Origin of the sequence: Mesorhizobium cantuariense (assembly GCF_042647205.1) — a bacterium.
Classification (GTDB): Bacteria; Pseudomonadota; Alphaproteobacteria; order Rhizobiales; family Rhizobiaceae; genus Mesorhizobium; species Mesorhizobium cantuariense.
Genome location: NZ_JBHRVD010000001.1, coordinates 5,720,948 through 5,742,901 on the forward strand (window position 1 = coordinate 5,720,948; position 21,954 = coordinate 5,742,901).

At 63.2% G+C, this 21,954-nt stretch carries 22 protein-coding genes and 1 pseudogene; 13 read left to right on the forward strand and 10 right to left on the reverse strand.

The window, feature by feature from the left end:
* The first annotated feature begins 9 nt into the window (after window positions 1-9).
* A complete protein-coding gene (locus ACFOJ9_RS27905; protein ID WP_378983525.1) occupies window positions 10-981 on the forward strand; it encodes an AraC family transcriptional regulator in 972 nt (323 codons plus the stop codon).
* Window positions 982-1,135: 154 nt separating this feature from the next.
* Entirely contained in the window at window positions 1,136-1,567 is a 432-nt protein-coding gene (locus ACFOJ9_RS27910; protein WP_378983528.1) for a DUF4437 domain-containing protein, read from the forward strand.
* Window positions 1,568-1,643: 76 nt separating this feature from the next.
* On the opposite strand, the gene ACFOJ9_RS27915 is transcribed toward ACFOJ9_RS27910, so the two are convergent.
* The 7 genes from ACFOJ9_RS27915 to ACFOJ9_RS27945 form a co-directional block, all read right to left on the reverse strand.
* Window positions 1,644-2,729 (reverse strand): ABC transporter ATP-binding protein, encoded by a 1,086-nt coding sequence (locus ACFOJ9_RS27915; RefSeq protein ID WP_378983531.1) that lies wholly within the window; start codon window positions 2,727-2,729, stop codon window positions 1,644-1,646.
* A gap of 106 nt (window positions 2,730-2,835) precedes the next feature.
* Complete coding sequence (locus ACFOJ9_RS27920) at window positions 2,836-3,939, reverse strand: ABC transporter ATP-binding protein (RefSeq protein ID WP_378983534.1); 1,104 nt, start codon at window positions 3,937-3,939, stop codon at window positions 2,836-2,838.
* Entirely contained in the window at window positions 3,936-4,157 is a 222-nt protein-coding gene (locus ACFOJ9_RS27925) for a hypothetical protein (protein ID WP_378983537.1), read from the reverse strand. Before ACFOJ9_RS27925 ends, ACFOJ9_RS27920 begins: the two co-directional genes overlap by 4 nt.
* The gene (locus tag ACFOJ9_RS27930) at window positions 4,154-5,113 is read right to left on the reverse strand and encodes a carbohydrate ABC transporter permease (RefSeq protein WP_378983539.1); all 960 of its coding nucleotides are present in this window, start codon (window positions 5,111-5,113) and stop codon (window positions 4,154-4,156) included. The genes ACFOJ9_RS27925 and ACFOJ9_RS27930 overlap by 4 nt, the downstream gene beginning before the upstream one ends.
* 1 nt (window position 5,114) lies before the next feature.
* The gene (locus tag ACFOJ9_RS27935) at window positions 5,115-6,020 is read right to left on the reverse strand and encodes a carbohydrate ABC transporter permease (protein ID WP_378983542.1); all 906 of its coding nucleotides are present in this window, start codon (window positions 6,018-6,020) and stop codon (window positions 5,115-5,117) included.
* A gap of 67 nt (window positions 6,021-6,087) precedes the next feature.
* Window positions 6,088-7,404: an ABC transporter substrate-binding protein gene (locus tag ACFOJ9_RS27940; RefSeq protein ID WP_378983545.1), complete on the reverse strand. Its 1,317-nt coding sequence runs from the start codon at window positions 7,402-7,404 to the stop codon at window positions 6,088-6,090.
* A 358-nt stretch (window positions 7,405-7,762) separates the two neighbouring features.
* Window positions 7,763-8,458 (reverse strand): TetR/AcrR family transcriptional regulator, encoded by a 696-nt coding sequence (locus tag ACFOJ9_RS27945; RefSeq protein ID WP_378983548.1) that lies wholly within the window; start codon window positions 8,456-8,458, stop codon window positions 7,763-7,765.
* Between the two features lie 110 nt (window positions 8,459-8,568).
* Here ACFOJ9_RS27945 and ACFOJ9_RS27950 point away from each other — a divergent pair, with 110 nt between their 5' ends.
* From ACFOJ9_RS27950 to ACFOJ9_RS27960, 3 genes and pseudogenes are all read left to right on the forward strand, one after another.
* Window positions 8,569-9,765, forward strand: a complete 1,197-nt coding sequence (locus ACFOJ9_RS27950; RefSeq protein WP_378983550.1) for a Tm-1-like ATP-binding domain-containing protein — start codon at window positions 8,569-8,571, stop codon at window positions 9,763-9,765.
* A gap of 13 nt (window positions 9,766-9,778) precedes the next feature.
* Window positions 9,779-10,606 (forward strand): annotated as a pseudogene (locus ACFOJ9_RS27955) (phosphoenolpyruvate hydrolase family protein); the annotation flags it as partial.
* A 105-nt stretch (window positions 10,607-10,711) separates the two neighbouring features.
* Window positions 10,712-11,131 (forward strand): cupin domain-containing protein, encoded by a 420-nt coding sequence (locus tag ACFOJ9_RS27960; RefSeq protein WP_378983553.1) that lies wholly within the window; start codon window positions 10,712-10,714, stop codon window positions 11,129-11,131.
* Between the two features lie 33 nt (window positions 11,132-11,164).
* Here ACFOJ9_RS27960 and ACFOJ9_RS27965 read toward each other — a convergent pair whose 3' ends face one another.
* On the reverse strand, window positions 11,165-12,355 hold the full coding sequence (locus ACFOJ9_RS27965; RefSeq protein ID WP_378983556.1) for a M24 family metallopeptidase: 1,191 nt from the start codon (window positions 12,353-12,355) through the stop codon (window positions 11,165-11,167).
* A gap of 372 nt (window positions 12,356-12,727) precedes the next feature.
* Here ACFOJ9_RS27965 and ACFOJ9_RS27970 point away from each other — a divergent pair, with 372 nt between their 5' ends.
* The 7 genes from ACFOJ9_RS27970 to ACFOJ9_RS28000 all read left to right on the forward strand — a co-directional run bounded on the left by ACFOJ9_RS27970 (window position 12,728) and on the right by ACFOJ9_RS28000 (window position 19,613).
* Window positions 12,728-14,338 (forward strand): ABC transporter substrate-binding protein, encoded by a 1,611-nt coding sequence (locus tag ACFOJ9_RS27970; protein ID WP_378983559.1) that lies wholly within the window; start codon window positions 12,728-12,730, stop codon window positions 14,336-14,338.
* 258 nt (window positions 14,339-14,596) lie between these two features.
* On the forward strand, window positions 14,597-15,583 hold the full coding sequence (locus ACFOJ9_RS27975) for an ABC transporter permease (protein WP_378983562.1): 987 nt from the start codon (window positions 14,597-14,599) through the stop codon (window positions 15,581-15,583).
* Window positions 15,580-16,410, forward strand: coding sequence for an ABC transporter permease (locus ACFOJ9_RS27980; protein WP_378983564.1), 831 nt, complete (start codon window positions 15,580-15,582; stop codon window positions 16,408-16,410). Before ACFOJ9_RS27975 ends, ACFOJ9_RS27980 begins: the two co-directional genes overlap by 4 nt.
* Window positions 16,411-16,439: 29 nt before the next feature.
* On the forward strand, window positions 16,440-17,420 hold the full coding sequence (locus ACFOJ9_RS27985; RefSeq protein WP_378983567.1) for an ATP-binding cassette domain-containing protein: 981 nt from the start codon (window positions 16,440-16,442) through the stop codon (window positions 17,418-17,420).
* The gene (locus ACFOJ9_RS27990) at window positions 17,417-18,205 is read left to right on the forward strand and encodes an ATP-binding cassette domain-containing protein (RefSeq protein WP_378983570.1); all 789 of its coding nucleotides are present in this window, start codon (window positions 17,417-17,419) and stop codon (window positions 18,203-18,205) included. The genes ACFOJ9_RS27985 and ACFOJ9_RS27990 overlap by 4 nt, the downstream gene beginning before the upstream one ends.
* Window positions 18,202-18,744: an L-2-amino-thiazoline-4-carboxylic acid hydrolase gene (locus tag ACFOJ9_RS27995; RefSeq protein WP_378983572.1), complete on the forward strand. Its 543-nt coding sequence runs from the start codon at window positions 18,202-18,204 to the stop codon at window positions 18,742-18,744. Before ACFOJ9_RS27990 ends, ACFOJ9_RS27995 begins: the two co-directional genes overlap by 4 nt.
* Before the next feature lie 71 nt (window positions 18,745-18,815).
* Window positions 18,816-19,613, forward strand: a complete 798-nt coding sequence (locus tag ACFOJ9_RS28000; RefSeq protein WP_378983574.1) for a hypothetical protein — start codon at window positions 18,816-18,818, stop codon at window positions 19,611-19,613.
* Here the strand turns inward: ACFOJ9_RS28000 and ACFOJ9_RS28005 are convergent.
* Both ACFOJ9_RS28005 and ACFOJ9_RS28010 read right to left on the reverse strand, forming a co-directional pair.
* On the reverse strand, window positions 19,607-20,218 hold the full coding sequence (locus ACFOJ9_RS28005; RefSeq protein ID WP_378983577.1) for an NAD(P)-dependent oxidoreductase: 612 nt from the start codon (window positions 20,216-20,218) through the stop codon (window positions 19,607-19,609). The genes ACFOJ9_RS28000 and ACFOJ9_RS28005 overlap by 7 nt on opposite strands.
* A 43-nt stretch (window positions 20,219-20,261) precedes the next feature.
* On the reverse strand, window positions 20,262-20,900 hold the full coding sequence (locus ACFOJ9_RS28010; RefSeq protein WP_378983579.1) for a DsbA family protein: 639 nt from the start codon (window positions 20,898-20,900) through the stop codon (window positions 20,262-20,264).
* Between the two features lie 129 nt (window positions 20,901-21,029).
* On the opposite strand from ACFOJ9_RS28010, the gene ACFOJ9_RS28015 reads away from it, so the two are divergent.
* Entirely contained in the window at window positions 21,030-21,944 is a 915-nt protein-coding gene (locus tag ACFOJ9_RS28015) for a LysR family transcriptional regulator (protein WP_378983581.1), read from the forward strand.
* Window positions 21,945-21,954 lie beyond the last annotated feature (10 nt).

Consider the following 21,954-nt stretch of genomic DNA (forward strand, 5'->3'; position numbering starts at 1 on the left):
GGAATCAGCATGGTTTTCACCTCGTCCAAGACTGTCTTGCCCGCCCCAGGCGGCCCGCTGACCGAAATGCTGCGCGGATTGCGGCTTGACGGCGTCGACTACGGCCGCTGCGAACTTGCTGAGCCGTGGGCCGTATTGTTTCCAGCCCAGAAGGCGGCACGGTTTCACTTCATCGGCCACCGCGAATGCTGGCTGTTTTCGCCATCCGGGGAATGGATCGAGCTGAAGGCCGGCGATGCATTGCTTTTGCCGCGCGGCGCTGAGCATATCCTTGCCAGCGCGCCAGGCATCCATGCCGTGCCGATCGAAAATTACAGTGTCGAGCCTTTGCAGGACAACGTCTTCAATGTCTCGAACGGCGGCCAGGGCCCCAAAACCTTGCTGTTTTGCGGCAGCATGCGCTTCAACCTGGACGGATCGCATCCTTTGCTGGGCATGATGCCGGACATGATGCGCGCCAAGGAATTGATGGCGGGTGAGCCCGGCATCCCACACCTGCTGGAAGCCATGGCCGGCGAGGTAACCATGAACCGGGCCGGCTCCGGCGGCATGCTGGCGCGGCTGGCCGACGTGTTGGCTGCAAGCATCATCCGTTCATGGGTAGAGAACAGCGGCAGCGACACCAGCGGCTGGATCGCAGCGATCAGGGATCGCGACATCGGCCGTGTGCTGGCCGCCATTCATCTGCAGCCCGACAGAAACTGGACCGTCGAAGCGCTCGCCCGCGAGATGGGCGCCTCACGTTCGGCCTTCGCCGAACGCTTCACGGCCGTCGTTGGCGAGACACCGGCGAGATACGTCGCCCGGGTGCGCATGCACCAGGCGCGGCAGTGGCTGATCGACGATCGGATGCGGGTTTCGACGATCGCCGCCAGGCTGGGTTACGATTCCGAAGCGTCGTTCAGTCGGGCATTCAAGCGCATCGTCGGCATAGCGCCCAGCCATCTGCGCACCGTCGACGGCACCTCCGAAGACCGCTGAGACCATCCCGTCCCCGGCTGCCGTGGATTGCCGGATTGGATGAATTGCCAAGCCTTCCGGACGCAATGTCATTGCCGGGCCAACAGCATGCAATAGCTTGCCATGGCCAGCAAGTGAGGGGGCCGGTGGCAAGTCGGCCCGAAGAGGAGAGCCTATGCCAAATCATCTGAAGATCATTGCACTCGCCGTCATGCTTGGGGTTCCCGGGCGCGCCTTTGCCCTTGAGGACAGCTACCTGCCGGCCGACAAGGTTCCCTATGTCGCGGAAGTGCCCGACCAGCCGCATCGCCTCGGCCCGTTGTGGGGCGAGCGGGCCAAGGGTCCGGCAGGCACGTTGCTGAAGGTTCCCGGCAACTGGAGCGCACCGGTCCATGCACACACCGCGGATTATCGCGCTGTGGTCATAAAGGGGCTGTGGGCGCACTGGCAGATGGATGGCGGCGAGGCGACCAAGGTCGAGCTGCCTCCGGGATCCTACTGGACCCAGAAGGCCGATGAGATGCATGACGACGCCTGCGTCTCCGACACGGAATGCGTGATCCTGCTGATCAACGAAACGCCTTACGAAACCTACTTCCAGAAATAGCCGGACCCACAGAGGCAGCGCACTCCGTCCGTTGGCCGGCCGGCCGGCGACATGGGCGTGCATGAAAGCCGAGAACTCAGCTGGCGTGGCGAAGGCTTATCCCGCTGCCCTTGTCGAACAGCACCACCTTGTCGGGATTCCAGGCAAAGCGCACGGATTGCTCGATGGCGACATCGGTCCTGGCCGGCACGGTGGCACGCAGCGTGGCGTCGCCAACGCGCAGCGTCAGAATCTTTTCGACGCCATGGTTCTCGACGTCGTGGACCCGCGCCTCGACCGGCGCACCGCTCTCGAGATAGACGTCCTCGGGACGAATGCCGAAGACGAGCGGGCGACCATCGGTCGCCGCGTGCGCCTTGGCTCCCCCTGAAAAAGGCATTTCGAAGTTCATCGGCGCCATAACCGCGCGGCCGTTCACAAGCTTGCCGTCGATGAGGTTCATCGGCGGCGAGCCGACGAAGCTCGCCACATAGGTGTCGCGCGGATTGTTGTAGATCTCGTGCGGCGTCCCGGTCTGAACGATGCGGCCATGGTTGAGCACGCCGACCTTGTCGCCCATCGACATCGCCTCGATCTGGTCGTGTGTGACGAACAGGAAGGTGGCGCCAAGCTGCATCTGCAGGTTCTTCAGTTCCGTGCGCAGCGCCTCTCGCAATTTGGCGTCGAGCGCCGACAGCGGCTCGTCCATCAGGAACACGCGCGGCTTGCGCACGATGGCGCGGCCGATGGAAACGCGCTGCATCTCGCCGCCTGACAGCTTGTCGGTCTTGCGGTCGAGCAGATGCTCGATCCTCAGCGTGCGGGCGGCGCGGTCGACGCGATCCTTGATCTCGGCGTCGGGCAGCCGGCGGATCTTCGGCTTCAGCGGGAACTCGAGATTTTCACGCACCGTGTAGCGCGGATAGAGCGAGTATTGCTGCAGCACCAGCGCCACGTCACGCTCGGCCGCACCCCAGTCGGCGACGTCGACGCCGTCGATGAAGACCTGGCCTTCGCTGGGCTTTTCCAGCCCGGCGATCAGCCGCAGCGTCGTCGTCTTGCCGGCGCCCGTCTCGCCCAGCAGCACGAAGAACTCGCCGTCGGCGATGTCGAGATCGAGCCCGGTCAGGGCAGTGTGATTGCCGAAGGTCTTCGAGATGTTCTTGAGCTGGATATGGGCCATGGTCAGTTGTCTCGATGCTGTTCGAGGGCGGTCTGCCCTCCGCTATGGCTCCGGGCGTTCGACTGTTCGAAAAGCCAAATCGTTGGCTTTTCGCGGCCTTCGGCCGTCACAGTCTCACCCCCAGCGACTTGCCGCTTGCCGTGTCGAAGAAATGCGCCTGGGCCGGATCGATCCTGGCAAACACCTTCTGGCCGGGACCGGCGACGAAGCCGCTCTTGGTGCGTGCGCGCAGCATCTTGGAGCCGACCTTGAGATCGACGATGTCGAAGGAACCGAGCGGCTCGACGATCTGCGTCTCGACCGGCAGGAACCCCTCGGCCGCATCGCGGCGGATGAGGATGCCTTCCGGCCGGATGCCGAGCGCCAGCTGGCCGCCGGCATGGCCGTTGAGCTTCGACAGCAGCGCCCGCGGGAACTCGAAGCCGGCGGCAGCCCCGCCGACCGTCACCGAGACCGAGGACGCTGTCTCGGCGACCGCCGCATCGGCGACGTTCATCACCGGACTGCCGACGAACTGCGCCACGAACAGATTGGCCGGGTGCGAATAGACCTCGTCCGGCGTTCCCACCTGCTGCAGCACGCCTTCATGCATGATGACGATGCGATCGGCGAGGCTCATCGCCTCGATCTGATCGTGCGTCACATAGATGGTGGTCGACCCCTGCTTGATGTGCAGCCGCTTGATCTCGGCCCGCATCTCCTCACGCAGCTTGGCGTCGAGCGCGCCGATCGGCTCGTCCATCAGCATCGCCTTTGGCCGCCGCACCAGCGCCCTGCCGATGGCCACGCGTTGCATGTCGCCGCCCGAAAGCGCCGACGGCTTCTTGTCGAGCAGGTCCAAGATCTGCAGCGTCTTGGCGACCGAGCGCACTTCCGAGTCGATCTCGGCCTTGCTCTTGCGTGTGGCGCGTAGGGGAAAGGCAATGTTCTCATAGACGCTCATATGCGGATAGAGCGAGAACGACTGGAAGACCATGGCGATGTCGCGATCGGCGGCCTTCAGATGCTGGATCGGTTTGCCGTCGATGAGGATGTCGCCCTCGTCGATCGTCTCCAGTCCGGCGATGGCGCGCAGCGTCGTCGTCTTGCCGCAGCCCGACTGGCCGAGCAGAACGATGAACTCGTTGTCGCTGATCTTCAGGTTGAGGTCCTTGATGACCTGGACGGCGCCGAAGAATTTCTGGACGCCGCGAAGCTCGATCTGGGTCAATGCTGTGCTCCCGGATTTCGCATCTGGCCGGTGCCGGCCTTCTCCTCAGGTGCGATCTTCGAGGTGATGTTGAAGCCGATCAGCCCGATCAGGATGATGGTCAGGCCATAGGTGTGCAACAGCATGTTCCAGGGCTGGCAGAGCGCTATGATGCCGAGCACCATCAGCACCTGCGAACCGGGCTCCAGATATTTCTGGTTGATGGCACGAAAGCTCATTTGCGGATCGCTCCGAAGGACATGCCGCGCAGCAGATGGTTGCGGAGCAGGAAGGTGAAGATCGCGACCGGCAGCAGGAACAGAAAGGTCCCCGCGGCGATCACCGACCAGTCCGGCAGGCCGGAGCCGACCTGGCTGGGGATGAACGGCGGTGCTGTCTGGGCGCGGCGGCTGGTCATGATCAGCGCGAAGGCATATTCGTTCCACGCCGTGATAAAGCAGAAGACGGCGGTAGCGGCGATGCCGGTTGCGGCCTCGGGCAGCACGATCTTGAAGAAGGCCTCCATGCGGGTGTAGCCATCTACGAGGGCCGCCTCTTCATACTCTTTCGGGATCTCGTCCATGAAGCCCTTCATCAGCCACACCGAGAAGGACAGGTTGAAGGCGGTGTAGAGGATGATTAGGCCGACATGGGAATCGTTGAGCCCGACCGCCCGGTACATCAGGAACATCGGGATGGCGACGACCACCGGCGGCAGCATGCGCGTCGACAGGATGAAGAAGAGCAGGTCCGCCTCTCCCTTCACCTTGAAGCGCGAGAAGCCGTAGGCGGTGAAAGTGCCCATGCCGACCGCCAGTACCGTCGAGGTTATGGCCACGATCAACGAGTTCATGAAGCGGCTCGGATAGCCGGACCACTGCACCTGGCCCTTGCCGTCACGCACGATCTTTTCGCCGCCGTCGAAGACGACGCGCTCCCACCAGGGAGCAGCTGCATACTCCTCCGGCGACGCTGGGTTGCGCATCTGCGAGCGCTTGGCGAACAGCTTGACGAAGGGCGATATTTCCGGCTGGAAGACGACCGTCGGCGGGATGGTGGTGGCGAGATTGCGCGGCTTGAACGCCGTCGAGGCAATCCAGTAGATCGGCGCCAGGAAGATGATCGTCACCAACAGGACGGCGACGATGGCGACGCGATTGAAGCCGATTTCGGAAGAAGTGCGCACGGCAGCCATCTCAGCGCTCCTTCACCTTGTTGAGGTATTTGACGTAGATGTTGGTGATCGCCAGCACCATGATCAGCACGATGTAGGCGAGTGCGCAGGAGCGCCCGGTCTGCCATTCCTGGAATGCCATCTTGTAAAGTCGGATGGAGATCAGTTCGGCCGTCGGCTGACTGGTCAGGATGTAGGCGAGATCGAAGGTCTTGAATGCCTCCATGGTGCGGAAGATGACCGCGATCATCAGGATCGGCGCCACCAGCGGCAGCGTGATGCGAAAGAAGGTGTAGAACGGTCCGGCGCGATCGATCGCGGCGGCTTCGTAGAGATGCTTCGGCACCGCCGACAGGCCGGCGAGCGACAACAGCATGACGAAGGGCGACCACATCCAGATATCGGTCAGCGCGACGGCATAGAGCGCCATCTTCGGGTCAGACAGCCATTCGAAGGTGCCGAGGCCGAGCGCATAGTTGATGATGCCGAAGGAAGGGTCATAGAGCAGTTTCCAGAACAGGCCGACGACGGCCATCGACAGCATCATCGGCAAAAGCAGCAGCGTCGTCAGCAGCCCCTTCAGCGGGATGTCGCGATTGAGCAGCATCGCCACGCCGAAACCAACGACCAACTGGCCAGCGACCGAGATGATGACGTACTTCGCGGTGATGGCGAAGTTGGACCAGACATAGGGATCGTTGAGCAGGTCGCGATAGTTCTGCAGCCCGACGAAGTTCGCCGGCGCATTGGTAGACGCGCGAAAGTCGGTGAAGGAATAGCCGAGCGAGTAGATCAGCGGAAAGATGTTGAAGACGATCAGGAACAGGACCGTCGGGATGATGAAGAGGTTGCGGATCGAAATATCGCTGAGGCCGCGCGCGGCCGCCCGCGAGGACCTGTCCAGCGTGGTGATCATCGTGGTCGCCAAGACCCTGCTCCCGTTTGCGAAAAAAGAAACGGAGGAGGCACCGACGCCCCCTCCGTGAGACACGATATTATTGACCGCGGCCGTACTTCTTGAAGGTCGCGTTCCAGTCGGCCGCCAATGCGTCCAGCGTTTCCTTGGCGGTGCCTTCACCGCCGATCATGTAGGGATAGACCCGCTGATTGAGCTGCTGCAGCAGTTCGGCATATTCCGGCACCGCCCAGAAATCCTTCACCTTGAACATGGTCTCGTAGAAGGCCTTGTTGTACGGCGTTGCATTCTGGAATTCAGGCGACTTGAGCACGGCGGCACTGCAGGTGTAGCCGCCAAGCGCTGCCCACTTCTTCTGGGTCTCGTCCTTGATGAACCATTCCAGGAACTTCGTCGCCTCTTCCTGCTTCTGCGAGTAGGACACGATCGAGATGCCTTGCCCACCGAGCGCGGCGAACTGGTCGCCGTTCGGGCCGGGAGGGTTGGCGAAGAAGCCGGTGTTCTTGGCGTTCGGGTTCGACGCTTCGTTGATCAGCGACGGGAAGAACGCGAAGTAGTTCATGCTCATCGCGGCCAGGCCTTCGGTGATCGCCTGGTTGTCTTCGACGAAGAACGCCTTGGCCCAGCCTGGAGGCGTGAACTTGTAAAGCTCCTTGTAGGCGTCGAGCGCTGCGACCGCCTTGTCGGAGTTGATGAAGCCATCGACCTTGTAGGTCGAATAATCACCCAGTTCGCCACCGTAGGAGAACAGCGCGTTCTCGAAGCCCATCGCCATCGCGTCGTAGGAATTGTCTGTGTAGATGGCGATGCCGTATTTTTTCTGGTCCGGCCGGTAGAAGAACTCGGCGATGTCGCGCAGCGCCTTGAAATCCTTCGGCACGTCGAGATCGTAACCGTACTTGGCCTTGAAGGCTTCCTTTTCCTTCGGATCCTCGAACCAGTCCTTGCGATAGGACCAGCCGACGGCGTCGCCTTCAAGCGGGATGGCCCAGTACTTGCTGCTGCCGCCCGGATATTCGGCGTAGTACTTCACCGTCGCCGGTGCCATCACGTCGCCGACCTTGTGCTTGTTGAAGAAGTCAGTCAGGTCGACATAGTGGCCACCGGTCGAGCCGGCACCGAGCCATTGCGAGTCGCCGACAACCATATCATAGGCGTCACCATGGGCGTTGAACTCGGTGAAGGCCTTGGTCTGGAAGTCGGGCCACGGTGTGGTTTCCACCGTGATCTTGACGCCGGTTTCCTTCTCGTACTCGTTGCCGAGTTCCTGCAGATAGTTGGCCGGATCCCATTCCGCCCAAAATATGGTGAGTGACTTTTCCTGCGCGTAAACGGACGTTCCGCAGGCAAGCGTTAAGCCGATACCAGCAAGTACGCTGGTCACTAACTTGCGCATAATGATTTCCTCCCTTGTGCGCATTCTACCTTGTCGACGAGCCGGCAACGGGGCCGGCCCTGGTAGTTCCTCCCGTGATCGCACTTTTCCGGCTTCGAGCCTCCTCGCCCTGCCGGAAAATGGATCGCAGCCCTCACTTTCGATCCGCTTTTCTTACCTGATCTGGTATTACCAATTCCGCATGCACGTCAAGCCCTTTCTTGGCAGCTCGACTTGGCCATTGCTATCGGATTTTGGGTTTATCTGCCTGTTTTACCAATATTTTCCTACTCAGTGATACACGCAGGTGTTGCTCCCTACCCCGCACTGCGGCTAATATCAGTAGTCGGCATGCCAATCTGGTCGAACCAGATTGGCGCTATTTCACGACTGCCGTCGAATCGATGCTGTCTTCGTCACCGATCGATTCCGCGACCGCCGCACGCACCAGCGCCCCGGCCGCCCATTGCGCGACCGACATCGTCCGGCGGCTGTCCAGCCCCCAGATATCCTTGAGCACGATCAGCACCTCGACGCCGAAGATCAGCGACAGCGCCTGCGCCAGCCGCTTGAAGTCGCGCGGCGGCAAACGGCCCTTGAGCGGCGCGATCGCCTCTTTCAGCAAGTCGATGCGGTGACCACGCGTGAAGGCCGGCTCGCCGCCCAGCGTGCCGGCCTGACGCCGCGCCCATTGATCGAGCGACAGCTTCAGTGCCGCCTTGAACGTGGCCTCGAAGGCCTCGATGCGCGGCATGGCCGTGTCGAACAGGTCGGCGACCCGGCGCTCGGCATCGGCCGAGGTCGATTGCCAGGTGAGGATTGGCCCCAGCCCCTCGTCGACGACAGCCTGCACCAATGCGGCCTGGCTCGGGAAATACCGATAGGCGGTTGCACGGGAAACCTCAGCCGCCTCGGCGACCTCGCTGACCGAGGGCGTGACGCCCGCCTGCATCAGCCTTGTCGCCGTCTCCAGCATCAGCCGTTTCGTGCGCGCGCGCGGTCCACGCTCAGGCACTGGGCCGCCTCCCCGCTCGGTCCCGTCGCTGGCTGTGGATTGTTGACGTGAGACATCCATGTCAATACGATACGCACGTCTCAAAAATTTGCAATGACCTTCGCATCGTCGAGCGGCCGAGCAATGAGCAGTGGGGGCGGCATCGCGCCCTGCCTGGATTGGGGAACGTAATGAAACGCATCTATGTGGTGGGCACCGCGGACACCAAGGGCGAGGAACTCGCCTTCCTGGCCGATGCGATCACTGCTGCGGGCGCCGCCGTTTCCCGTGTTGATGTCGGAACGCACGACGCGACCGTTCCCGTCGACGTCAACGCAAAGGAAATTGCCGGCCATCATCCCGGCGGCCGTGACGCTGTGCTCGGCGGCAATGACCGCGGCGCCGCCGTCGCTGCGATGGGCATTGCGTTCGCTCGCTTTGCCCAATCGCGAAACGACATCGCCGCCATGATAGGCATTGGCGGCGGCGGCGGGACGTCGATCATCACGTCAGGCATGCGCGCGCTGCCGCTCGGCCTGCCCAAGATCATGGTCTCGACGCTCGCCTCCGGCGATACCGCGCCTTATGTCGACGTTTCCGACATCATCATGATGCCTGCTGTGACCGACATGGCCGGGCTGAACCGACTTTCCCGTGTTGTCTTGCACAATGCCGCCCAGGCGATCGCTGGCATGGCAGCCAGACCTGCGCCGCCGCCCGACGGCAAGCCGTCGATCGGTCTCACCATGTTCGGTGTCACCACGCCTTGCGTGACCGCCATCGCCGATCAGCTCCGTTCGACCTATGACTGCATGGTCTTCCACGCCACCGGCACTGGCGGCCGCAGCATGGAGAAGCTGGCTGACAGCGGTCTGCTGTCTGGCGTCGTCGACATCACCACGACCGAGGTCTGCGATCTCCTGTTTGGCGGCGTCCTGCCGGCGACCGAGGATCGTTTTGGCGCGATCGCCCGTACCAGGCTACCCTATGTCGGTTCGGTCGGCGCGCTCGACATGGTCAACTTCTGGGCGCCTTCAACCATCCCGGAGCACTATCGCGGCCGGCTGTTCTACGAACACAATCCCAACGTCACGCTAATGCGCACCACGGCGCAGGAATGCCGTGCGATCGGCGAGTGGATCGGCACCAGGCTCGCCCTTTGCGAGGGGCCAGTGCATTTTCTCATTCCAGAAAAGGGCGTTTCGGCGCTCGACATCGAAGGCGGCGCCTTCTTCGACCCGGAAGCGGACGCTGATCTCTTCGAAGCCATCGAGCGCACCATCAGGCCGAATGGCCAGCGGCGCGTGACGCGCCTTCCGCTCCACATCAACGACCCGGAATTCGCAAAGGCTGCAACATCAGCCTTCCTCGACATCGCCAGACAGTGAGAGATCTCAAAAAATGCCCGCCATACCGCGCAAGGACATATTGAAGAAATTCAGGGGAATGATCGACAAGGGCGTGCCGGTCGTCGGCGGCGGCGCCGGCACCGGCCTGTCGGCCAAGGCCGAGGAAGCCGGCGGCATCGACCTCATCATCATCTACAATTCCGGCCGCTACCGCATGGCCGGACGCGGCTCGGCCGCCGGCCTGCTCGCCTATGGCAATGCCAACGAGATCGTCAAGGAGATGGCTTACGAGGTGCTGCCGGTGGTCAAGAAGACGCCGGTGCTGGCCGGCGTCAACGGAACTGATCCCTTCGTCATCATGCCGCTGCTGCTGGCAGGGCTGAAGACAATGGGCTTTTCCGGCGTGCAGAACTTTCCCACCATCGGTCTGTTCGACGGCAGCATGCGGCAGAGTTTCGAGGAGACCGGCATGGGCTTCGGGCTCGAGGTCGACATGATCGCCGAGGCGCACAAGCTCGACCTGCTGACCACGCCCTATGTCTTCAATCCGGATGAGGCCCGCGCAATGACCAAGGCCGGCGCCGACATCGTTGTCGCCCATATGGGCGTGACGACAGGCGGCTCGATCGGCGCCACCTCGGCCAAGTCACTCGACGACTGCGTTCAGGAGATCGACGCCATTGCCAACGCGGCCCGCTCGGTGCGCAAGGATGTCATCCTGCTTTGCCATGGCGGGCCGATCTCGATGCCGGACGACGCCCGCTACATTCTCTCCCATGCCAAGGGCCTGCACGGCTTCTATGGTGCCAGCTCGATGGAACGGCTGCCGGCGGAAGCCGCGATCGCCAGACAGACGGCGGATTTCAAGGCGGTGACGCTGGAGCATCGGACCCAAAAGTGGAAACCGGTTTTGGGAGAATCCGATGCTCCCACAAAAAGACAGAACGGCGAGAAAACCACGAAGAAAAAGAAGGGATGATGAGAGATGAGCGACAAGAGCAAAATGTTTGTCTACCCGAAGGACGTCAGCGCCTTTGGCTTCGACTGGGGAAAATTGTCGCTGACGGTAGCGCCCGAAGTGAATGGCGCAACCCGCTTTTCCGGCGGCGTCGTCGATCTGCCGTCCGGCAAGGGCCACACACGCCACAATCATCCCGGTGCCGAGGAAATCATCTTCGTCATCTCCGGCCATGGCGAGCAGATGGTCGAGGACGAGAAGGGCAACCCGATGGTCGAGAAGGTCGGTCCCGGCTGCACCATCTATGTGCCGGAAAGCCGCTTTCATTCGACACTCAACACCGGCGACGGGCCGATGCAGCTTTTCGTCGTCTATTCACCGGCAGGGCCTGAACTGGGCTTGCGGGAATTGCCGGATTTCAGGCTGCTGCCGGCGGGCGGGAAGTAACCATGTTCGGGCAGCGCCGCCCCTCCTTGCCGATTAGGCGGTCGCGCCCCTGTTCCACCCCCGACCCCGGTCACCGAACATCACATAGCCAGCATCAGTCACGGCAACCGTGTCCTCCAGCTTGATGAAGCCACGCGTCGGGTGGAGCATGGTCGTCTCGACCGACAGCACCATGTTCTTTTCCAGCGGCTTGGCCGCATAGGTGCCTTCATAGGTCACCGGATGGTTGGTCATCAGGAACGGCGCCTCGTGCGTAATCAGGCCCATGCCATGGGCGAAGAAATCCGTGTAGGCAGCCACTTTCGAGGCCTTCAGCACGCCCTCGGCGTGCGAAATCATGTCGCCGCCCAGCGTGCCCGCTCTGACCTTTGAAAAGGCCGCCTGCTGCACTGCCTCGACCTCGGCCAGCAGATCCTCAAGCTCGGCATCCGGTTCGCCGAGAATGCCCATCCGGCAGAGGTCGCCGATATAGCCGTGATAATTGCCGCCGGAATCGATCGACAGCACCTCGCCTTGCTTCCACGCCTGCGGTGAGGCGGCGCGGTTGTGGCTGGAACCCAGCGTCAGCAGGCAATATTCAAAATGGATGCCGCGATTGGTCTCCTCCCGCCGCAGCTGCTCGATGATCTCGGTCTTGGTCGTGCCTTCGCGTGCCCAGGCAATGGTCGCGAGCATGGAATCGGTGATGAGTTCGGAGGCCGTGCGCAGCTTCTCCAACTCGGCATCGGTCTTGATGGCGCGCATGCGCTCCAGCATATCGGTCGCATCGATCAGCTTGGCGTCCGGCAAGGCCTTGCGGATCAGCGTGTAGGCGTCCGACGGCAGGAAGCCGGGCTCGATACCGATGCGGGCGCCGGCCTTGCCGATCTTCTGCAGGTGCTCGACGGCGAGGTTGGCGGCGTCGAGCGTGCCCCAGCAGGCGGCGTGTAGCGTCGGCGTCCAGAACGGGTTGTTCTGGTGTTCGCCGCCTTCCATGCGGTTGCCGATATAGGCGGCATGGTCCGGCCCGCCCTTTTCGTACACGACGATCGGCAGGTACCGGCTATGGCCGATCGCATCCATGGCGGCGAAGAAGATGAACTTGTAGCCGCCAAGCAGATATTGCGTGTTGTGCTTGGAGGTGGCGAGCAGCACATCGATGCCGGCCTCCTCCATCAGCCCGTCGACCCTTGCCTGGTCGAACGGGATATTGCCGACGGCATTCTTGCCCGGAGCAATGTTCATCTCTCTCTCCCTGAATTGCCTGGAATCGCTGACTGTCTCGGTACAGATCCCTTGGCTATGGTCAAATCTGCACCATTCTGCCCGCTCTGGTCCAGCCAGAAATAGGCTGAATAGCACGATCCGATGTCACCATGCTGTCATTCGTCATATGTCGACCCAATCTGGTCCTACCAGGTTGATCAAATTGAGCCGCTTCCTGCAAACTGGTCCAGCGGACGAAAATTTCAAAGCCAAGCGAGGATGCGCCAATTCCGTCTCTGGCGAAACCCTCGCCAAGGCTCATAATCGCCGCCGCAGGATGCCGGCGGGCTTGCCGGCGTCTGAGGGATATTGGCGCGCCCGACCGGGTCGCGGAGAGGACGGAGTTCGATCATGTCAGGTTTCACGATTTCCAGACGCACGATGCTTGCCGGCTCGGCAATGCTGCTGGCCTCCACCGCCATGCCGACATCAGGCTGGGCGCAGACACCGAAGAAGGGCGGCCGGCTGGTGCTTGCCGCAGATTCCGAACCACGCAACCTCAATCCGGCGATTGTCGCCTCCAACGGCGTGTTCTTCATCTCCAGCAAGATCGTCGAAACGCTGGCCGAAGCCTCCTTCGACGGCAAGGACGGGCTCGCTCCACGGCTGGCGCTGAGCTGGGAAGGTGCTGCCGACGGCCTCTCAGTGACCTTCAAACTGCGCGACGGCGTCAAATGGCATGACGGCAAGCCGTTCACCTCGGCCGACGTCGCCTTCTCGGCTCTGCAGATCTGGAAGCCGCTGCAGAATCTCGGCCGCACCGTCTTCAAGGATCTGGCCGCCGTCGACACCCCTGACGATCTCACCGCCGTGTTCAAGTTCGCCAAGCCGACGCCCTTCCAGCTGATCCGCAACGCGCTGCCGGCGCTGAGCAGCGTGGTGCCGAAGCACATCTACGAGGTCGGCAAGATCGAGGACAACCCGGCCAACAACGCGCCCATCGGCACCGGGCCGTTCAAATTCGGCGAGTACAAGGCCGGCCAATATTACCGGCTGACGAAGAACACGGATTACTGGGGCAAGGACGAGCCCTATCTCGACGAGATCATCTATCAGGTGCTGCCGGATCGCACGTCCGCGGCGAGCGCGCTGGAGGCTGAAGAGATCCAACTCGCAGCCTTTTCCGCCGTGCCGCTGGCCGACCTCGACCGCATCTCGAAAGTACCGGGCCTGAAGGTGATCTCCAAGGGTTACGAAGGGCTGACCTATCAGCTTGTCGTCGAGATCAACCATCGCCGCAAGGAACTGGCCGACGTCAAAGTGCGGCAGGCGATCGCGCACGCCATCGACAAGGATTTCGTCGTCAAGACGGTGTTCCTCGGCTATGCCGCCACAGCCACCGGTCCGGTGCCGAAGAACGATCCGCAGTTCTACACCGCCGATGTGCCGACCTATGCCTTCGACGTCGCCAAGGCCAACGCGCTGCTCGACGACGCCGGCTACAAGAAAGGTGCCGACGGCAACCGTTTCTCGCTCAAGCTGCTGCCCGCACCCTATTTTAACGAGACCAAGCAGTTCGGCGATTATCTGCGCCAGGCGCTCGCCGCCATCGGCATCGACGCTCAGTTGGTCAACAACGACTCGGCCGCGCACATCAAGGCGGTCTACGCCGACCACGCCTTCGACCTCGCGGTCGGCCCGCCGGTGTTCCGCGGCGATCCGGCGATCTCGACCACCATCCTGGTGCAGAGCGGCATTCCGGACGGTGTGCCGTTCTCCAACCAGGGCGGCTACAAGAACGACGCGCTCGACGCGCTGATCGCCAAGGCATCGGAGACGCTCGACACCACTGCCCGCACCGACCTCTACAAGGAGTTCCAAAAGGAGGTGGCCACCGACCTGCCGCTGATCAACGTCGCCGAATGGAGTTTTATCAGCGTTGCCCGCGACACGGTCGGCAACATCGCCAACAACCCGCGCTGGGCGGTGTCGAACTGGGCGGACACGTATTTGGAATCGTGACACAATTGCGCGGATGAAAGTTCGCGAAATCATAGTAGGCGTTGAGTTCTACGAGGCCCCCCTCTGTCCTGCCGGACATCTCCCCCTCAAGGGGGGAGATCAGCAGCTTGTCTGTCCCGCGAATTCTTCAATGTTGGAGATTGGCGAAGCCAAAAATGACAGCCAATCTCCCCCCTTGCGGGGGAGATGTCCGGCAGGACAGAGGGGGGTGCCTAGACACCGCACCTCTCACAGCCAGGCCGGCGTTGAGTCATCCCCATGACCCGCGCCCTCATCCTGCTCCGCCGTCGCCTCGTCGGCAGCGTCTTCGTGCTGCTGATTGTCGTCGTCGGCACCTTCCTGCTGCTCGAAGCAGCCCCCGGCGACGCGGTCGACGCCTATATCGTCTCGACCGGCGGCGACGCCGGCATGATCGAGCTGTTGCGCCATCGCTGGGGTCTCGACCAGTCGGAGCTGACGCGCCTGGCCAACTATTCCTGGGCGCTGCTGCATCTCGATCTCGGCCAGTCGGTGACGTTCTCCCGACCGATCCGCGACGTCATCCTCGAACGTCTGCCCAACACGCTGCTGTTGATGGTCAGCGCCACCGCGCTCTCCTTCGGGCTTGGTTCGGCACTCGGCATCTATGCCGGCGCGCGGCCAGGCAGTTTCCGGGATCGCTTCCTGTCGATCGGCTCGCTGGCGCTCTATGCCGTGCCGGGTTTCTGGCTCGGACTGGTGCTGATCGTCGTCTTTGCCGTCGACCTGCGCTGGCTGCCGATCGGCGGCATCGAAACCCTGGCCTCGGACAAGACCGGTCTCGACCGCGCCGCCGACATTGCCATCCATCTCGTCTTGCCCGTTTCCGCCCTCGGCTTCATCTATCTGGCGCTCTATCTGCGCATGATGCGTGCCGGCATGGCCGAGGTCTGGCGCCTGGATTTCGTGCTGGCTGCCCGCGCCAGGGGGTTGTCACGCCGCCGCATCGTGCTTGCCCACGTCGCCCGCAACGCACTGCTGCCGTTGGTTACCATGCTTGGCCTGCAGTCGGCGCAGATGCTCGGCGGCAGCGTCGTCATCGAGAGCGTCTTTTCCGTGCCCGGCCTCGGCCGGCTGGCGCAGGAAGCGGTGGCGGCGCGTGATACTCCATTGCTGCTCGGGATTATTCTCACCAGCGCCGTCCTGGTCATCGTCATCAACCTGCTCGTCGACATCACCTATGCCTTCCTCGATCCGCGCGTCGGCGCCGGCGAGGCCGGCGCATGAGTGCCATCCGCCGCTTTCTGCGCACGCCTGAAGCGGTCGCGGGCGCCGTCATCCTGGCGGCGCTGATTGCCATGGCGCTGTCGGCGTCGCTGCTCTTCCCCGGCGATCCGCAGGCCATCGCCGGGCCGGCGCTGCTGCCGCCGTTCCAGGACTGGTCGCTGCCGCTCGGCACCGACCGGCTCGGCCGCGACGTGCTGGCCGAGCTTTTTCATGGCGCCCGCACATCGCTGGCCGTCGGGCTCGCGGCCGCGGCCGCCGCACTTGTCGTCGGCGCGGTGATTGGCACATTGGCCGGCTTTGCCGGTGGCCTCGTCGACGAGGTCCTGATGCGTATCACCGACGCCTTCCAGACAGTGCCGAGCTTCCTGCTGGCGCTGGCCTTCGTCAGCGTCGTCGGACCGTCGCTCGGCATCGTCGTGATTGCCATCGCGCTCGGCACCTGGACCGGGCCTGCCAGAGTAGCCCGCGCGGAAGTTCTCTCCATTCGCGAGCGCGATTATGTCGCCGGGGCCAGGGTCATCGGCATGCACCCGCTGGCGATCGCCTTTCGCGAGGTGCTACCCAATGCCTTGCCGCCGGTGCTGGCGATGTCATCGGTGATTGTCGCTGCCGCGATCCTCACCGAAGCGGCCTTGTCCTTCCTCGGCTTGGGCGATCCCAACCGGGTCACCTGGGGCGGCATGATCGCCGAAGGCCGCACTGTTTTGCGCACCGCGCCCTTCCTGTCGATCGTGCCGGGCATAGCACTGGTGCTGACCGTGCTCGGCGTCTATCTCGCCGGCGAAGGCATCGTCGAGACGACAGCGGTCAGGAGAGGCCTGTCGTGACCGCTTTGGCTACGATCCGTGACCTGACGGTGACCTTCCGCCGCGACGGCAGCGAGGTGGCGGCGCTAAAGAATATCAACCTCGACATCGCCACCGGCGAACGCCTCGCCATCATCGGCGAAAGCGGTTCGGGCAAGAGCACGCTGGCACTGGCCATTGCCGGGCTGTTGCCGGTCTCGTCCAGGGTTGATGGGCGCATCGATTGGTTTATGCCACCAACGTTGGGTGCCAAGGCACCCCCCTCTGTCCTGCCGGACATCTCCCCCGCAAGGGGGGAGATTGGCGGTGTCGCGGGGGGCTCCTTGCTTGCGATCTCTGTGATTGGCGAAAGCGGAGATGATGGCGTAATCTCCCCCCTTGCGGGGGAGATGTCCGGCAGGACAGAGGGGGGTGTGACGGAACGCCAGCCTCTCAAATTCAACACCGCGCCCAGCCACATCCCCCGCGGGGGCCGTGACATCGGCTTCGTCTTCCAAGACCCATCCGCCAGCCTCGACCCCGTGATGACCATCGGCAAACAGATCGCCGAAGTGGCGCGAACGCATCTCGGCCTCACATGGCCACGGGCCTATGTGAAAGCAAAAACCCTGCTGGAACGCGTCCGCTTGCCCGATCCCGACTCCGCCTTGCGCGCCTTCCCACATCAGCTCTCCGGCGGCCAGAAGCAGCGTGTGGCGATCGCCGCAGCCATTGCGGCCGGTCCGAAATTGCTGATCGCCGACGAGGCGACCAGCGCGCTCGACACCATCGTGCAGGCCGAGATCGTCGCCTTGATCCGGCGACTGGTGGCCGAGGACGGCATGACGCTGCTGTTCATCAGCCACGACATCGCGCTGGCGGCCGCGCTTGCCGAGCGCATCGCCGTTTTCCGCTATGGCGAGCTGGTCGAGCTTGGCGTGACGGCGCAGATCGTCGGCGCACCGGCCCAAGCTTATACACGCACGCTGCTCGACGCCCATATCGGCCTCGACGCCAAGCCGTTGCTGAACCGAGCCGAGCTCCAGGCATGAGGTTGCTCACGGTGTCCAACCTCACCAAACGCTACCGTCGAGGCGACAAGGCCATCGCCGCCGTCGAGGATGTCTCCTTTCACATCGACTTCGGCGAAACGCTGGCGCTGGCCGGTCCCTCCGGTAGCGGCAAGTCGACGATCGCGCGGCTGGTGCTGCGATTGATCGAGCCGGACGCTGGCCGCATCGACTTCGAAGGCAGTGATTTCCTGGCCTTGAGCGGCGCCGCGCTGCGAGCACGCCGCGCGCGCCTGCAAATGGTGTTCCAGGATCCGCTCGCCGCCTTCAATCCGCGCGCCACGGTGGCGCGCGTGCTCGACGATCCCTTGCGCATCCATGGCATCGCCTCCCGCGCCGAACGGCCGCGCCGCATCGCCGCCTTGCTGGAGCGAGTCGGGCTGGCCAGCGAGCTTGCCCCGCGCGCCATTCATGAAATCTCCGGCGGCCAGCGGCAGCGCGTCGCCATCGCCCGCGCCGTCGCGACGAAACCGTCGCTGATCGTGCTCGACGAGGCGGTGTCGGCGCTCGATGTTTCCGTGCGTGGACAGATCCTTGACCTTTTGCTCGACCTGCAACGCCAGGAACGGATCGCCTATCTTTTCATTTCACATGATCTCGGCGTTATCAGCGCGATCGCCCACCGCGTCGTCCTTCTCGATGCCGGGCGGGTTGCCGAAAGCGGCGATGCCCGAACCGTCATCGACTCACCGCAATCGGCCATCGGCAAGGCGCTGGTAGCTGCGGCGCCAAGACTCGATCGGGTCAGTCGACAGGAAGCATCATGACCGACCCCGAAGCCAGAGCCGCAAAGCTGTCGCGCGAACTCGATTCCGCCTTTCGCAACCGCGCCGATCTCTACCGTCTGTTCCTCGACGAACTGACCGGAGAGCTGGGCGCCGAAAAGGCCGAAGCGATCATGATCCGCGCCATCGAACAGCGCGGCAAGGAAGTGGCGGCAGCCGCCTTTGCCAACTTCGGCCCCAATGATGCACGCGCGATCGGCGAAGCCTTCCTGGCCGTCAGCCCGGATGGCGGCCTGATGTATCCGACCGATGTCGAACGCGACGACGACCGCATCGCCTTCACGGTGAAACGCTGCCCGCTGAAAGATGCCTGGGTCCAGGCCGGCGTCGGAGATGAGAAACTCGCCACGCTCTGCCGCATTGCCGGCGCCTTAGACCGTGGCCTGTTCGAGGCGACCGGCGTGCGTTTCGACAATGTCACCTGGACACCGGACCATGGCTCCGGCTGCTGTCATATCGCGCTGACCAACAGAGCCAGCGATAAAAAGGGAGACGATGCCGGGCGCGTTTCACAGGGGTGACAGTCCAGCACTTCCTTGCTCTGATCGAGCACGCGAATCGGCGGCCGGCACCTCATTGAGGGGATACTACAATGCATGTCGTGACACTGCTGAAAGCGAACATGTTCGATGTCGAGATCGACGGCAAGCCGGCTTCGATCGCCGAGGCCGTGCCGGACTGGAACCCGCATGACCGTTTCGGCCTGGTGATCGACGACGCGCTTGGCGGCATCGGCGCGACCCACCTGCTGCAGATCGCCATCACCTCGTTCTACGACGTCAAGCCAAGCCGCCGCACCGAATTGACGGTCTATCCGGAAATCTATGCCTTCCATATCGGCAAGGGACACGGTGCGCATGCGCCCTATGATTTCTGGCCGGCCCGGCGCGAAATCATCACCTCGCGCGATCATCGCGAGGTCCTCGACGCCATCAACGACCGCGGCATCACCCGGCTCGCTGTCCCCGATCGCCAGCCGCGAGACGTCGTGCACCGGCCGAAGGAAGTCGATGCGGCGCTCGACCGCATCGTTTCGGCATTCGTCTACAGCCCGTCGGGCCGGGTTTCGGATCCCGACCTCGTCATTTCAGGCAACGACAGGCGAACTGAATACAATCCCAACAGCGCCTTGCGGCCACGCTACACTGACAACCGGCCGGCTTCGGTTTCGACGGCGGCCAAGCCGGTCAAGGAAGTCGATCCGTCCTATCAGGAATGGCTGCGCAAGCGAGAGCACGACCTGACCAGCGAGGAACGCGCCTTTGTCGAACGCCGCCGCGAAGCGCTGAGACAGGGCGGCCTCGTCACCGAGACCTACCGGCGTGCCGGTGTCCGCGAAGCGCTGATGCGGCTGGCGTCGGCCGGCCTCGACCGCCCGTTCGATCAATAGCCGACGGTGAAGCGCTGCCTGTTGTGGGCCGGCTTCTCGATCTCATCGACCATGACGATGGCGTAGTCCTCGAAGGAAATGCTGCTGCCCTTGTCCGAGGTGAGAAGCGTGTCCTTGCCGAGGCGGAATTTTCCGGTGCGCTCGCCCGGGACGAACATGGCGGATGGCGACAGGAACGTCCAATCGAGGTCGCCGACTGTCTTCAACTTGTCCAGGAAATCGGCGCCCTTCTGCGCTTCGGCCTTATAGATCGCGGGGAATTCGGGGGTATCGACCAACCGCTTGCCGGGCGCGACTTCGAGGCTGCCGGCGCCGCCGACGACGAGATAGCGCTTCACGCCGGAGGCCCGCACCGCGGCGACCAGCGTATCGGCATCGCTGTCCAGGAAATGCACAGAGCTGACCACCAAATCATGGCCGCGGAGCAGGTCAGCCAGACCCTTCTCGTCGAAGAGATCGCCCTTCCTGGCCGTTACGCCCGGAAGTCCGACGATCTTTTCCGGGTTGCGCGCAATGCCGGTGACAGTGTGGCCGCGATCGGAGAGTTCCCCGAGAAGGCGCGAACCGACAGCACCCGATGCACCAATGAGAGCGACTTTTGCCATGTCTATTTCCTTGTTCCTTGTTGGAGGTTTTCGGAGGATGGGATCACGCCGCCGCGATATGGGCGACGAGATTGTCGAAGCTGCCGAACAGTGCGTTCGAACCGATGAGCCGGGGCGCATCGTTGCGGATGACCGCCAGCGAAGGCACGCCATCGGCATGCAGGCGCTGGAACAGCGCGCGGCCGCGGCCGACCAGCTCGCGGTGGACCGTCAGCAGTGCTTCGGTCGGCGCCTTGAGCATCTCGGCGGCGTCTGCCATGCCGGCGGCGGCGAGCACCTCGGCGACACCACCGATCGTCACGACATCGCGGCCGTCGACATAGCGCGCACGCTGGATCGTCTTCAGCGCAGCCAGCCGGCGGCTGGGGTCTTCCAGGCCGGCGGCACTGACGCCGAGCGTGGCGGCATGGGAGTCCAGCAGGGTCCCGCGGACATCGAGGACATTGTGCCGGTAGGCCGGCGTGAACACTTGTCCGGTGAGCCGCTCGATGCGCTGGTCGTTCGCCCAGGCGTGGGCGGCAAAACCTTCATCCATAGGACGCGCGCCGGCACCGGAGAACAGGCCGGTCGGTAGCAGCTCGACGCGCAGGCCTGTGGCCGACAGTCTGTCGAGCATCGGGGTGGCACCATAGCACCAGCCGCAGAGCGGATCGAAAAGATAGGTCACTTCTGAATTGCTCATAATCGCTGCCATCCCTGGTCCGGCTGCCGGCATCGAATGCCTTGGCTCATATGTGGCAGGCAGGGGTCTTGCGATAAATGGCACCCAATAATACAAACTGTCTGATTCAATCAGACAAAGGCTCTCCCCTTGGCCGAACTTCTGAACCTCAATCGGCTCGCCTACTTCACCACGGTGATGGAAACCGGCTCGTTCACTGCGGCGGCAGACCGGCTTGGCGTCGCCAAGGCCGTGGTCAGCCATCAGATCGGCAAGCTCGAGGAAGAACTGGGCGCAACGCTGCTGCGGCGCACGACGCGGCGTGTCTCGCCGACCGAAGAGGGCCGCCTCTTCTATGACCGCGCGATGATCATCCTGCGGGAAGCGGAGGCGGCCTATGGCGAAATCTCGCGCGGAGCCGTCGAACCGAGCGGAACGCTGAGGCTGACCGCGCCGCTCGACTACGGCACCAAGATGGTGGCTCCGGTCATGGCGGCCTATCTCAGAACCTATCCGCATATGCGCATCGAGGCGATCTTCGACGACGCGGTCAGCAATCTGGTGGACGAGCAGATCGATCTCGGTATCCGCGTCGGCTGGCTCGCCGATTCCTCGAACCAGGCGCGGCGCCTGGGCACGATACGGCAGACCGTGGTGGCGAGCCCTGCCTTTGCGGCAAGCCTGCCGCACGACGTGACGCCGCGCCAGGCAAGATCGCTGGCTTGGGTCGGCAACGCCCAGCTGCGCGGCATTGGCCAGTGGCTGTTTTCGAAGGACAATGAGACGGTGCTGACCGAACTCAATCCGATCGTCATGTGCGACAAGAGCCCGGCTGCTCTTGCTTGCGTGCTCGCCGGCATCGGGCTCGGCGTGTTTCCGGATTACAGCGTCAGCGACGATATCGCCGAAGGGCGGCTGGTGCCGGTGTTTGCCGACTGGACCTTGCCCACCGGCGGCATCCATGCCGTCTTTCCGCCGGCACGGTTTCGGCCCGCCAAGGTGCGCACTTTCGTCGATCTGCTTGCGGCCGCCGAGAAAAGGCGATCGCGCGGTGCCTTGGCTTGAAGCCGGTGGT

Bases quoted from the DNA above. Each gene is read 5' to 3' on its own strand.
- ACFOJ9_RS27990 (WP_378983570.1), top strand. From the start codon at position 17,417: ATGAGGTTGCTCACGGTGTCCAACCTCACCAAACGCTACCGTCGAGGC.
- ACFOJ9_RS27980 (WP_378983564.1), top strand. From the start codon at position 15,580: ATGAGTGCCATCCGCCGCTTTCTGCGCACGCCTGAAGCGGTCGCGGGC.
- ACFOJ9_RS27970 (WP_378983559.1), top strand. From the start codon at position 12,728: ATGTCAGGTTTCACGATTTCCAGACGCACGATGCTTGCCGGCTCGGCA.
- ACFOJ9_RS27950 (WP_378983550.1), top strand. From the start codon at position 8,569: ATGAAACGCATCTATGTGGTGGGCACCGCGGACACCAAGGGCGAGGAA.
- ACFOJ9_RS27940 (WP_378983545.1), bottom strand. From the start codon at position 7,404: ATGCGCAAGTTAGTGACCAGCGTACTTGCTGGTATCGGCTTAACGCTT.
- ACFOJ9_RS27910 (WP_378983528.1), top strand. From the start codon at position 1,136: ATGCCAAATCATCTGAAGATCATTGCACTCGCCGTCATGCTTGGGGTT.
- ACFOJ9_RS27960 (WP_378983553.1), top strand. From the start codon at position 10,712: ATGAGCGACAAGAGCAAAATGTTTGTCTACCCGAAGGACGTCAGCGCC.
- ACFOJ9_RS27965 (WP_378983556.1), bottom strand. From the start codon at position 12,355: ATGAACATTGCTCCGGGCAAGAATGCCGTCGGCAATATCCCGTTCGAC.
- ACFOJ9_RS27905 (WP_378983525.1), top strand. From the start codon at position 10: ATGGTTTTCACCTCGTCCAAGACTGTCTTGCCCGCCCCAGGCGGCCCG.
- ACFOJ9_RS28000 (WP_378983574.1), top strand. From the start codon at position 18,816: ATGCATGTCGTGACACTGCTGAAAGCGAACATGTTCGATGTCGAGATC.
- ACFOJ9_RS27930 (WP_378983539.1), bottom strand. From the start codon at position 5,113: ATGGCTGCCGTGCGCACTTCTTCCGAAATCGGCTTCAATCGCGTCGCC.
- ACFOJ9_RS27995 (WP_378983572.1), top strand. From the start codon at position 18,202: ATGACCGACCCCGAAGCCAGAGCCGCAAAGCTGTCGCGCGAACTCGAT.
- ACFOJ9_RS27925 (WP_378983537.1), bottom strand. From the start codon at position 4,157: ATGAGCTTTCGTGCCATCAACCAGAAATATCTGGAGCCCGGTTCGCAG.
- ACFOJ9_RS28005 (WP_378983577.1), bottom strand. From the start codon at position 20,218: ATGGCAAAAGTCGCTCTCATTGGTGCATCGGGTGCTGTCGGTTCGCGC.
- ACFOJ9_RS27945 (WP_378983548.1), bottom strand. From the start codon at position 8,458: ATGGATGTCTCACGTCAACAATCCACAGCCAGCGACGGGACCGAGCGG.
- ACFOJ9_RS28010 (WP_378983579.1), bottom strand. From the start codon at position 20,900: ATGAGCAATTCAGAAGTGACCTATCTTTTCGATCCGCTCTGCGGCTGG.
- ACFOJ9_RS27915 (WP_378983531.1), bottom strand. From the start codon at position 2,729: ATGGCCCATATCCAGCTCAAGAACATCTCGAAGACCTTCGGCAATCAC.
- ACFOJ9_RS27975 (WP_378983562.1), top strand. From the start codon at position 14,597: ATGACCCGCGCCCTCATCCTGCTCCGCCGTCGCCTCGTCGGCAGCGTC.